Source organism: Psychrobacter sp. AOP22-C1-C5 (genome assembly GCF_052378885.1).
Lineage (GTDB): Bacteria > Pseudomonadota > Gammaproteobacteria > Pseudomonadales > Moraxellaceae > Psychrobacter.
Genome location: NZ_JBQSYC010000006.1, coordinates 141,363 through 153,494 on the forward strand (window position 1 = coordinate 141,363; position 12,132 = coordinate 153,494).

General features: G+C 44.2%; 12 protein-coding genes and 1 riboswitch. Of the genes, 3 read left to right on the top strand and 9 right to left on the bottom strand.

Annotated elements, in window-relative coordinates; translation table 11 throughout:
- Positions 1–121: 121 nt before the first annotated feature.
- Positions 122–961 carry a hypothetical protein gene (locus tag ACT3TH_RS09890; RefSeq protein ID WP_444755680.1) on the bottom strand — a complete coding sequence of 280 codons (840 nt, stop codon included), beginning with the start codon at positions 959–961 and terminating at the stop codon, positions 122–124.
- 111 nt (positions 962–1,072) lie between these two features.
- A riboswitch (yybP-ykoY riboswitch) is annotated at positions 1,073–1,241 on the top strand.
- Positions 1,242–1,248: 7 nt separating this feature from the next.
- Here ACT3TH_RS09890 and ACT3TH_RS09895 point away from each other — a divergent pair.
- Both ACT3TH_RS09895 and ACT3TH_RS09900 read left to right on the top strand, forming a co-directional pair.
- Positions 1,249–1,821, top strand: coding sequence for a manganese efflux pump MntP (locus ACT3TH_RS09895; protein ID WP_444755681.1), 573 nt, complete (start codon positions 1,249–1,251; stop codon positions 1,819–1,821).
- Between the two features lie 129 nt (positions 1,822–1,950).
- A complete protein-coding gene (locus ACT3TH_RS09900) occupies positions 1,951–2,613 on the top strand; it encodes a LysE family translocator (protein WP_444755682.1) in 663 nt (220 codons plus the stop codon).
- A gap of 165 nt (positions 2,614–2,778) precedes the next feature.
- Here ACT3TH_RS09900 and ACT3TH_RS09905 read toward each other — a convergent pair whose 3' ends face one another.
- Positions 2,779–3,141 (bottom strand): DUF3817 domain-containing protein, encoded by a 363-nt coding sequence (locus ACT3TH_RS09905; RefSeq protein ID WP_444755683.1) that lies wholly within the window; start codon positions 3,139–3,141, stop codon positions 2,779–2,781.
- Between the two features lie 309 nt (positions 3,142–3,450).
- On the opposite strand from ACT3TH_RS09905, the gene ACT3TH_RS09910 reads away from it, so the two are divergent.
- Positions 3,451–3,930, top strand: coding sequence for a hemerythrin domain-containing protein (locus tag ACT3TH_RS09910; RefSeq protein ID WP_444755684.1), 480 nt, complete (start codon positions 3,451–3,453; stop codon positions 3,928–3,930).
- Positions 3,931–3,965: 35 nt separating this feature from the next.
- Here the strand turns inward: ACT3TH_RS09910 and modA are convergent, their stop codons facing one another.
- The 7 genes from modA to ACT3TH_RS09945 form a co-directional block, all read right to left on the bottom strand.
- The gene (gene modA, locus ACT3TH_RS09915) at positions 3,966–4,811 is read right to left on the bottom strand and encodes a molybdate ABC transporter substrate-binding protein (RefSeq protein ID WP_444755685.1); all 846 of its coding nucleotides are present in this window, start codon (positions 4,809–4,811) and stop codon (positions 3,966–3,968) included.
- A gap of 218 nt (positions 4,812–5,029) precedes the next feature.
- The gene (moaB, locus tag ACT3TH_RS09920) at positions 5,030–5,560 is read right to left on the bottom strand and encodes a molybdenum cofactor biosynthesis protein B (RefSeq protein WP_444755686.1); all 531 of its coding nucleotides are present in this window, start codon (positions 5,558–5,560) and stop codon (positions 5,030–5,032) included.
- A 57-nt stretch (positions 5,561–5,617) separates the two neighbouring features.
- Positions 5,618–6,715: a peptidylprolyl isomerase gene (locus ACT3TH_RS09925; protein ID WP_444755687.1), complete on the bottom strand. Its 1,098-nt coding sequence runs from the start codon at positions 6,713–6,715 to the stop codon at positions 5,618–5,620.
- Positions 6,716–6,785: 70 nt separating this feature from the next.
- A complete protein-coding gene (narI, locus tag ACT3TH_RS09930) occupies positions 6,786–7,511 on the bottom strand; it encodes a respiratory nitrate reductase subunit gamma (RefSeq protein ID WP_444755688.1) in 726 nt (241 codons plus the stop codon).
- A 14-nt stretch (positions 7,512–7,525) separates the two neighbouring features.
- Positions 7,526–8,380: a nitrate reductase molybdenum cofactor assembly chaperone gene (narJ, locus tag ACT3TH_RS09935; RefSeq protein ID WP_444755689.1), complete on the bottom strand. Its 855-nt coding sequence runs from the start codon at positions 8,378–8,380 to the stop codon at positions 7,526–7,528.
- A 1-nt stretch (position 8,381) separates the two neighbouring features.
- The gene (narH, locus tag ACT3TH_RS09940; protein ID WP_444755690.1) at positions 8,382–9,920 is read right to left on the bottom strand and encodes a nitrate reductase subunit beta; all 1,539 of its coding nucleotides are present in this window, start codon (positions 9,918–9,920) and stop codon (positions 8,382–8,384) included.
- A 107-nt stretch (positions 9,921–10,027) separates the two neighbouring features.
- A partial coding sequence (locus tag ACT3TH_RS09945; RefSeq protein ID WP_444755691.1) for a nitrate reductase subunit alpha occupies positions 10,028–12,132 on the bottom strand: 2,105 nt, incomplete at its 5' end.

Below are 12,132 nucleotides of genomic sequence, written 5' to 3' on the forward strand. Positions count from 1 at the left end.
GCACAGCAAGCAAGAAAAATTTGTCCCAGTGCCGCTTCATAATGTTGTACATCTATTTTATTTAATACAGACAAAAAACCTGATATCTATCTAAGTTTTTTGTTAAAACTACCATCAGAGATTAAGAACAGCCTTCAACCAAATAAATCGCTTCTGGAATACCGATATCAATGCTTTGTACTTGACCTTCCAACGCTCTTTTAGTCTCTACAGTCCAGTCAGTCTCAGTAATGGTATTGGCACTGAGCTTTTGCCCGCCTTTGATGTGATACTCAACTTGCAAGGGTAGCGCATCGTTCTCGTTATTTAGTTTGATGTTTTCTGCTTTTAAGAGCGTCCCTAAATTCTCATCATTTACAATGATGAAGTTCACGTTTGCGATCAGATTGTAATAGTCACCATCAACGGCATATTTATCAACCGCATAGGTGATACTGTCATCATGCGCGCTCATTACCGCTTCCACAGAATCGCCAACATGGACCCCTGTATAAAAAGGCGTTTTTGTATCTCGAATGCTGATCAGTGCCACTTTGCCGTCTATGATTTGATATAGCACGGCTGCGCGTTCGCCATAGGTTTGATCTGTATAAACCTGCTTTGGATCACTCACGTAGTAGCATTGCTCGTTATCACTCTGCTGTTTGGTCAATCCCAAATCAGCCAAAAGCGCAGGGGTAACTACCTGTCCAAAGCCCAGCTTTTGATAGCCTGATGGACTCACGACTTGGTCGTCAGGTAGGTTTGTTTCTTTGTTCGTTGCTTTATCGTCAGTGACAACATTGTCAGTATCAACACTGTCAGTATCAACGGATGTCTCTTTGCTTTCTTCAATTTGCACCGCTTTGTCACCAGAAGGTGAGGGCTGTGAATCGCAACCTGTAAGTAGCTGCATACTACCTACCAAACATGCAGAAACCAGTAAAGATTTAGACAGTAAATGGTTATGTGAATCGAACATGGTCATACTCCTAGATGTAGCAAATGCAACAAGTTTTGTTCTCTATAAAACAGTCATAATAGAGCTGAATCTGGTACTTCATTGTTGACTTATATCATATTAATGGTAATCTAACCACTCTTTGGGGAGTAGCCTGCTTTCACTCTATGAAAGCGTTCGTATCAACATACTTGGCCACATGCCATGGTGCGAACACCTCTCGGTTGGCGAGACCATCGATATATCCACACTGCAGGTCGAGAGTGTGCGTATGTCGTGGACTCTATACTCGACCTGAGATACCCAAAATGAACCCTGTTGCTCTTCTATTACTTGCTTTTTCCATGTCTACTGATGCCTTTTCTGTAGCCATTAGTAAAGGCGCTAGTCTCAAAAACCCTCGTTTTACCGAAGCTTTAAGAATAGGCGTCATTTTTGGCACCATTGAAGCGATCACTCCCATTATTGGCTGGTTAATTGGCCGTTCTGCCACTTCTTTTATAGACGCTTCTTTTGTTGAAGCATGGGATCACTGGGTCGCGTTCGTCATTCTTACAGGCTTAGGATTGCACATGCTGTATGCAGGATTGAAACCTAGTGATGACGAACAAGAAGCGCCCTCAAGACACTCCTTTTTCAAACTTGCCGTTGCCGCTTTTGGCACAAGCATTGATGCGATGGCCATCGGCGTTAGCCTTGCGTTTATAGAGGTTAATATTTTGCTAGCAGCGGGTCTGATCGGCTTGGCAACGGGCATGATGGTCACGATAGGCGTCATGCTTGGAAAAGTGCTTGGTTCACTTGTCGGTCACAAGGCTGAAATATTCGGTGGTCTAATGCTCATCGCTATTGGCGGATGGATACTAGCAAGTCATCTGTAAAGTCGTTTTAAAAAAAGTCTATTCAAACGAGATAAACCACGCTCATATCAGCAGATGAATTTGGTTGATTAGACAGTTATACCTACATTATAATTCGATCTTTGTTAGATATTAAAAGGTAAAGAGACGATGGACTATACAACTTGGCTGACCTTTACCATCATGGCAACTTTAATTGTAATGTCGCCAGGCCCCAATGGGGTCATCGTATTAAAAACATTAGGTCAATATGGCTATAAGCCGACATTGCTCATTATTTTTGGTCTATTTTGTACAACGTTTATGCATGGTCTCTTTGTTCTATTTGGCTTATCCGCCTTATTAATTTATGTACCGCAAGCGTTTATGGCTATTAAAATAATAGGCGCTTTATACTTGTGCTATCTAGGGATCAAATCACTGAAACAAATCTTTAATTATAACCAAACCAAGAACAGCGTGAATGTGAGTTCCCCCTCTCAAGTAAGTAGTCATAAGAAGTTGGGCAGACAGTTTTGGCGAACAGGATTCATTACCCAGATTTTAAACCCTAAAGTCTCTGCGCTTTATTTAGCAGTTATTCCTAACTTCGTTGATTTTACATCTGCGACTGCTACCACAGATACTTTGCTTCTTACCTTTACCCATGCAAGTATTGTAGGAAGCTGGTTTATACTCCTAGCTACCGTCAGTATGAAGCTTCTTCCTTACTTCAAGAATGCCTCTATTGGAAGATGGCTGAACGGTTTGGCAGGAGTTGTAATGCTATATTTTTCAGCAATGCTACTGACTTATGAGGCGAAAAAGGTGTAGTACACTTTTTCGCCTCTAATATTTCTTTCAGGTTTTTTCTGTGCAAACCTTTGAATATATGCAGTATTTTTATAAAGATGATGCTGATAATTAAGAGTCATCAGTGTTTGAAGGTTACGAATAGTGCAAATGTCTATAGCCGTATTATCCGTAATAGAGTTTGCTTTAAATCTGCGTTGGCTCAGTCTTATTTAAATGCCTTTTTAACACATAGTCGAATATAAATGGACCAAATGGCAAGAACGATCCAAGCACGCCTGCAGGTATGGCCCAAATCGGCATTTTTATTCTCATGGCAGTGGCGAACAGTACCACAATATAAGCCACGAATAACATACCGTGTGCCATACCAACGTAGGTCACAGCTTCTGGAATGCCCATCATGTACTTTAACGGCATGGCGATGCACAGTAATAGTAAAAAAGAAGTCCCTTCTAGGTAGCCCATAATCATAAGACTTTTCAAAGCAACGTTTTGTGCTTTGTTAAGGTGAGGTATGGGTTCAAAGATTGACTGAGCCTGCGACACTGTATTTTCCTTTTGTGACTATGAGCAAATAATAGAGAGTAGGGCTTGCGATATCGATACTTTTAGAGCTTTTTATGATGGTAGCCATTCTGACGGTATCGACCGATATCGTCAATAGCCCCTTTATTAGACTGATAGTATTTTGTGATGACAATATTTTCGGTAAACCATCAAGGTCAACATTAAATGCGCCTCTGCCCAGACAGTTGCACTCAATAGGCGTAGTATGGATATGTAGTTAAGCAAAAATGAAAATCTCAATGAGCCAATGAAACATGTTCTTATTTCAATTAGCTGAGGTATTTAATTATGAAACGCGCCGCACAATTACAACCCTTATCCCGCCAGCATCACCTTGGTCTCAATCTATCTCGCCACGCCAAAGAATGCACTGATGAGCCTAAAGAGATTAACAAGCATTGGCTGAATCTAACGTCTTATCTCAATGACATGCAACATCATTTTCAGATTGAAGATAATCTAATCGCTAATGCGCTACAACCTTATCACAACGCCCAACCTGAGGTGGCATCAGCACTTCGTACCCTCGATGAACAACATAAATCTTTGCATACGTTTATGTCAGAGGTAGAAGAGGGAGCGCAGTCTCAGAGCAGTCTTGTCACGGTGGAACAAGTTAGAAAGCTTGGCGCACTGTTATACGATCATATTCGTTTTGAAGAACGTGAGTTGTTTCCTCTGGCTGAGCGTTATCTGACTAAAGAGGAATTGGATGCTATTTATGATGCCAGTCCAAATGAAATCAAACGCTTAGACGAAAATCGCTAGACAGGCTATTGGCTGTGGTGTATGTCAGTAGAGTCTCAGTCAATAGCGAGGTAGCCTGCATCAGAAAAGTACTGTTGTCCGGCAGGCGAGCGCAGATAGTTCGAGAAGTCGGTTGCCACAGATGCGTCGCCGATTACAATACCGTCTTGCAAAATAGGTGGGTACGAATCTGCGGCCAAGGTATAAAACTGATTAGGTTTGGCCTTAATTGCCGTCAGCTGTGATTGGGCGACGAAACCATAATCGACACTGCCAGTATGCGCGTACTGAAACGCTTGCCCGATGTTTTCGGCTTGTATGATGCGTTTTTGCTCAGTAAGCGTGTCGTAGAGGTTTTGCGCTTGTAGATAAGATTTTGCTGATTCGCCATAAGGGGCAAGTTTTGGATTGGCAAGGGTGATTTTTGTGTTCGAGCCAGTCGTTAATAAGTTGTTCAATGCCGCAGGATTAAACCCCTCTAAAGAATGCGACACGCTATAAATGGCCAGCTGACCTTTGGTATAAGTGAAGGGCTCTGACATGGTTTTGTTAGCAGACGTGCCATTACCTAGTTTTTCTTTGACAAGCTTGGCAGGAAATTCTTGATTGGCTGCCAAAAATATATCGTAAGGCGCGCCGGAGGTAATCTGCGCATATAGCTTGCCTGAAGAAGCATACGTGACATCAATCTTTTGGGTGGGCAGGTTTTTGTCGGTTTTATACCCTGCAATGATTTTGGGCAGTACATCGGACAAATTGGCAGCCGCCGCGATACGGAGCGTTTGATTCTGTTCAGTGGCGTTATTGGTGCCCGAGGGCGTAGGCTCAATGTTTTGTTCTTTGGTACAAGCCGTTAGCATTAATGCTAAGCAGGCCGATGTCACGATTGCGGGTTTACTCATGATTTAGCCTTGTGATCTTGCTTTATTATTGAATTTTATTCTTATCAGCCAAGCTGGCAAAGTATAAAACATTAACTGCCATCATGGTATCAGGCATGGCAATATCAAGGACAGGGTGTCTGTATGATTTTCTATTAATGGGGTTATGGCTTTATCAGTTTGGCATTCAATGCTCAATCACATATTATATAGGTGCTCAGTGTCCAACAGTACGTTTATCATGAATGACTTGGATTGAGACGCATAAAGTGCGGCACAAAGTTGCAAGGGCGAGTGCGGCTATCGAGCTGTGCTTTTAAAATACCTTCCCAGCCTGTGCGACAAGCACCTGACGAGCCAGGCAAACAAAAAATCCCTGTGCCATTTGCCATTCCTGCAATAGCACGCGACTGAACGGTTGACATGCCGATGTCGTCTTTTGAGATGAGACGGAACATTTCACCAAAGCCGTCCACGGCCTTATCAAACAATATGCTGACCGCTTCTGGCATACTGTCACGAATATAAAAACCTGTCCCGCCAGTCGTGATCACAGCATGGATGCTTGGGTCAGCAATCCAGCCGCTAATAACAGCTCTAATCTGATAAATATCGTCGATGATTAGCTGGCGGTCGGCCAATTGATGGCCTGCTGTTTTTAGCTGATCAATCAAATACTGTCCCGAGGTATCTTCTGCCAGAGTGCGACTGTCAGAGACTGTCAAGATGGCGATATTAAGCGGAATAAATAGGGCTTGAGGCTTACTCATGAATGTTCCTTAATAACTATAGCGAAAATCTAGCGAATGACATAATCGAGAATACTTTTAGCCCCGAAACACGTTTTCTTGCTCAAGGGTCATCTCGATGCCTTCGATGTCTACGGCATTGGCTAAGGTAAACAGGTAATCGCATAATGATTGGTGAAACGCTTGTTGGCTCAGCTTGTTATGGATGGCTGGGCTGACTTGCTCATACGTCATTTGTATGCCTGACTCTTTATTGAGCACCTCAACAATGTGAAAACCGTATCTGCTCTCGATGGGGCTCGCAGCCAGTCCTGCCTCTAATTTGAATAATGTGCCTTCAAATTCTGGAACGGTTTGTCCTTTACTAATGATACCCAGCTCGCCACCTTGTTCTTTTGATGGACAGGCAGAGTGCTGGCGTGCCAATTGAATAAACTCAGCACTAGGGTTTGGACTGTTTTTGATTTGTTCGATAAATTCGTAAGCGGTCTTTTTAAGCATTAACCGCTCATCACCATCTTCAGGCAAACACGCCAGCAAGATATGGCGCACTGTCATAATAGGATCGGTCATAAAATCAGTCATATTTTGCTTATAGTAACGCTCACACGTTGCCATATCAGGAATCGCCGCTTGTACATTATTATCTATTAAAGCAGAGATTGCTTTTTCTTCGTCATCCAACCATGCAGCCACGCCGAGACTTGGCTCATCTAAAACAGCAAGTCTGAGCAATTCACGAACGACTAAAGCCTGCGTCGCCAAAAAGACAGCGTCCTCTTTGTTTTCTGCTGGATGGTATTGTAGCTCTTGCGCGATAGCCGTTCTGTCTATCATCACGCCATTTACCAGCACAGAAGGCAATTCATCACGGCTAGAGGCAATGAGATTTTTATGATGACTATGTTCTTCTGCCATCGCTTTTTCGATAAATTCTTGGTCAGAATGCGGTTTTTGCAGGTCATCCAGTGTTGGCATTACCCGAATGATATCATCACCATGACTATGATTGTGCTCATGGCTATGATCGTAGCTGTGGTCATGGCCACAATCATGACCGCTATGTGTGTTATCAGCACCAGTAGAAGCATGAGCGGCACGATTATCACTGTTAATATGACTACTGGCGTTATTATTAGTAGCATGGTCGGCTGGATTATAAGTACTGACAGTCATGGCTTTTACTCCGCTAAAGATTTTTATAATAGAAATGCTAAAGTACAGGGTGTAGGGATTAAATATCGCCTTACTGAGATTTCTTTTGCCTAACGATCTGATAACGGCGACCAAAATACCAAATGGGCGCGCTAATGATGTGTATCAGTCGAGTGAAAGGAAAAATCATCACAAGGGTGATGCCAAGCGCCATGTGCAGCTGATAAATCAGGCCAGTCTGCTCTATACGCGCGGCTGCATGCCACGGTCTTAAGATGGTGATGTCTTGTGCCCAGCCCGCCAGATTCATCATGGTTAAACCATCTAAATGCTTCACTGAGGTAAAGATGGACAATAGACCTAAATTAAGCTGAATAAATAACAGTACCAGTACCAGTTTGTCTGAGAACGTTGAGGTGTTTGAAATACGATCATCCGTAAAGCGTCGCCACATCAGCATGACTAAGCCGAACCAACAAAATACCCCCGCGATACCACCGACGACCACCGCTAAAATCTGTTTATGACCGGCACTAATAAAGCGGTCATAAAGAAAATGCGGTGTCAGCATCCCAAATAAATGTCCCAGCAGCACGACGATAATACCGACATGGAATAGGTTGCTGGCAACACGCATGTTTTTGCTTCTTAGCATTTGTGTTGAACCAGTCTTCCATGAGTACTGAGACAAGTCAAAACGTACCCAAGTACCAATAATAGCGATGGTCAGTGCCACATACGGATAAACGCCAAAAAGGAAAATTTGTAGCCAATTTAAATTGACTAAAGACTGTACACTAGGATCTGCAATGTTCATGTCCTTTCTCCTTATTATGGTTTAACCGATTGGTTGGTTTTAAAGTCCACCCAGTGCACAGGTGCATCGACCGTTTTGGTAGCGTTGGCATTTCTAGCGCCAGATTTGGCTGCCAGATTTTGAGTGCTCGTCTGCGAAGAACAGCGCTCTTCTTGTTGTGCATCTAAGAAGGTGACGACTTCTTCTTCCCATTCTTTGTCTAATGCCTCAAAACTGTCATCGCGTTGCTCTTTGCTGATTTTTTCTTGATACTCTTCCACCATATCGAGCGGTTTGCCAGCGATCTGTAATAGCGCATTGAAGCAGCCTTGATAGGCACTGCCACGATCTTCGAGTCTGGCGGCGAGCAAAGCAATGATGTGGCTGACATCAGCGATATCCATACGAATCTGAATATCATCGTCGATAACCGTTGCTTGATAAGCTAAGAACTCTAGATATAAAGGCAGATAATCAGGCAGCTCTTTTACGCTAATCTCAAAACCGGCTTCTTGATATTGGTTCATCAAATCAACCATGGCTTGACCGCGATCGCGAGACTCCCCATGCACATGCTCAAACAACCAAAGCGATAAAGAGCGACCGCGCTCAAACAGACCGTCATAGCGAGCTTGCGCCTCAAGCGGCCCTGTATCGATTAAATCTTCAATCAAGTCAATGATTTGTTGACGTACTGCTGGGCTAATCAAGGTGGATTTTGCGACAATCTCTGTGCAATCTGCCAACGTATTGTCCAAGAACAGCTCATTATTTGGATAGTCTATGAGTAAGCTTAAGACCTTTAATAGCTTTAAGTCTGATGTACCAATGAGCGGCGGGGCAATAGACTCAGTCACTGAATGGTGATGATCAAATTGTGTAGTTTGCATATTAAGACTCCCACTTTTGGACAGTGTCGATGAAATCGCGGCGATTGGCTTTGCGTTGTCCAAACATGCTGTTGTCAGAATGTCCTGAGCAACCCTCACCGAAGGTGAAGCCGCAACCATTACGTTCAGCGAAGGCATCACTTAGTGCTTCTTCACGATGCGCCGTTGGGATAACAAAACGGTCTTCATAGTTGGCGATAGCAAGATAGCGGTACATCTCTTCTACTTGTAGCTTGGTGAGACCAACATCATCTAAGATACTTTGTACTTCTTGTTTTTCGACCAGTTGCATCCGTTTGTAGCTACGCATGGCAAGTAGGCGTTTCAATGCCAAACGTACTGGTGCTTCATCGCCTGCGGTAAGCATGTTGGCAAGATAACGCAGTGGAATACGTAAGCTGTCTACATCTGGAATGAGGCCATCCATACCGACTTTGCCCGCTTCAGCAGCATTTTGAATCGGTGATAACGGCGGCACATACCAGACCATTGGCAATGTACGGTATTCAGGGTGGAGCGGTAGGGCAAGTTTCCAATCCACCGCTAGCTTATAAACGGGTGAGCGCTGCGCAGAGTCAATGACAGACTGCGGCACGCCGTCTTTTAGTGCTTGGGCAATAACGATAGGGTCATTCGGATCTAAGAATATGTCTAACTGCGCTTGATACAGGTCTTGCTCATTCGGCATGCTCGCCGCTTCAGCGATTTTATCCGCGTCATACAGCAATACGCCTAAGTAACGGATACGGCCGACACAGGTTTCTGAACAAACTGTTGGCAAACCCGCTTCAATACGGGGATAACAAAAGATGCATTTTTCAGATTTGCCTGACTTCCAGTTGTAGTAAATCTTTTTGTAAGGACAGCCTGATATACACATGCGCCAACCACGACATTTTTCTTGGTCAATCAGCACGATGCCGTCTTCTTCACGCTTATAGATTGCACCACTAGGGCATGACGCTACGCAAGTGGGGTTTAAGCAGTGCTCGCACAGACGCGGCAGATACATCATGAAGGTATTTTCGTATTCGCCATAAATCTCTGCTTGAATGTTGTCAAAGTTTTTATCTTTACGACGTTTTTCAAACTCTGTGCCGAGGATTTCTTCCCAGTTAGGGCCCCATTCAATCTTTTGCATACGCTTACCTGTGATGGCTGAGCGCGGACGAGCGATAGGTTGATGGTTGCTGATGGGAGCGGTGTGCAAATGCTGATAATCAAAATCAAACGGCTCGTAATAATCATCGATTTCTGGCAAGTCAGGATTGGCAAAAATATTGGCCAAGACTCTGAATTTGCCGCCGATGCGCGGATTGATCGTGCCGTTGGCATTACGTATCCAACCGCCCTTCCATTTGGTTTGGTTTTCCCACTCTTTGGGATAACCAATACCGGGCTTGGATTCAACGTTGTTAAACCACGCGTATTCCATACCTTCACGGCTGGTCCAGACGTTTTTACAGGTGACTGAGCAGGTATGACAACCGATACATTTATCAAGGTTAAGCACCATGCCGACTTGCGAACGAATTTTCATGGATCTGTGCTCCAAATAGTAATAACAAAAGCCGCGCTTCATTTTTTGACGTTATCTATTAAGTAGATGTCTCTTAAACAGAAGACTTTTGAATAAAAGAAACGGCTTTACCCTTCAATGCTGATCGGTAATGGACGAGGTAATTCGTTATCCGGCTTATCTTCTAGCCAGTCGATTTTTGACATCTTACGAATCACGACAAATTCATCACGGTTACAACCCACAGTGCCATAGTAGTTAAAGCCATAAGATTGCTGGGCATAACTACCAATCATATGCGTCGGTTTCAAGATAGTACGGGTCATTGAGTTATGAATACCGCCACGCGTACCGGTCTGCTCAGAACCTGGGATATTGACCAGTTTTTCTTGAGCGTGATACATCATGGTCATGCCTTCTTTGACTCGCTGGCTGACGATGGCACGAGCAGTAAGCGCGCCGTTAGCATTAAATAGCTCAATCCAGTCGTTATCGACGATACCTGCTTTTGCGGCATCAACTTCTGACATCCAAACACAAGGGCCACCGCGGCTCAGAGTCAGCATCAATAAGTTTTCAGAGTAAGTACTATGGATACCCCATTTTTGGTGCGGTGTTAAAAAGTTCAGTACAATCTCTTTATTACCATTCGGCTTGGCATCTTTTACCATCGCAGTGGTTTTGGTATCGATAGGGGGACGATACTGCTGCATCTGCTCACCAAACGCTTGCATCCAAGGATGGTCTTGATAAAACTGTTGACGACCAGTCAGCGTACGCCAAGGAATCAGTTCATGGACGTTGGTATAACCGGCGTTATAACTCACTTCATCCGACTCAATACCTGACCACGTTGGGCTTGAGATGATTTTACGTGGTTGAGCCACGATGTCTTTAAAACGAATTTTTTCATGTTCGCTAGATTTGGCAAGATGCGCATGCTCGCGACCGGTAAATTCAGACAATGCTTCCCAACCTTTGACTGCTACATGACCATTGGTTTCAGGGGCGAGCATTAAAATCATTTCAGAAGCATTAATAGCGGTGTTTAGACGTGGTCGACCTTCAGAAATACCCAGCTCAGTCACACAGTGGTTTAAATCACCCAGTTGTTTGACCTCGGTTTTCATATCCCAGTTCAAGCCTTTTGAGCCGTTGCCTAGCTTTTCTAGGGCAGGACCAAGGGAGGTGAATTTGGCATAGGTGTTCGGGTAGTCGCGCTCAACGGTCAGAATCATCGGACAGTTTTTGCCGGGTACAGGTTTTTCGCCAGCCGTTTTCCAATCAGTACCACCAAATGGTTGTGCAAGCTCACCTGGAGTATCATGTTGCATCGGCAAGGTGACGACATCAGTTTCAACACCGAGGTGACCTTTTGAGATTTCCGAGAAGCTCTTGGCAATGCCTTTATAAATTTCCCAATCCGTTTTAGATTCCCATGCAGGGTCTGTAGCGGCAGTGAGTGGATGGATAAAGGGATGCATGTCTGAGGTATTCATATCGTCTTTTTCATACCAAGTTGCGGTCGGTAAGACGATGTCAGAATATAGGCAAGTAGAAGACATACGGAAGTCTAACGTGACAACCAAGTCCAATTTACCAGTAGGGCCTTTTTCTACCCAATCTACTCCTTTTGGTTGCAGTTGACCTGCGGCATTTTCTTCATTGAGCAAGCCATTTTTGGTACCCAAGAAGTACTTGAGCATATATTCATGACCTTTACCTGATGAGCCCAATAGGTTTGAGCGCCAGATAAATATATTGCGCGGGAAGTTGTCTGGGTTGTCTGGAGATTCACAAGCAAAGCGGATGCTGCCATCTTCGAGAGAATCGACGACATACTCTTCCACGTCTTTACCACTTGCTTTGGCTTTAGCAGCGATAGTTAATGGGTTGCAGTTTAATTGCGGAGCAGAAGGAAGCCAGCCTGCGCGCTCTGCCTGAATGTTGTAGTCAAGCATATGCTCAGGAAAAAATGTCTTATTGACGAGTGGGGATAGTATTTCATGGGCAGAAATAGTCTCATGACGCCACTGTGAGCTGTGCGCATAGAAAAAGCTGGTACCTGCCATCTGGCGTGGTGGACGCATCCAATCGAGCGCAAATGCCAATGGCAACCAGCCGGTTTGTGGACGCAGTTTTTCTTGACCAACATAATGCGCCCAACCGCCGCCAGACTTACCGATACAACCACAAAGCATGAGCATGTTGATTACGCCGCGATAGTTCATAT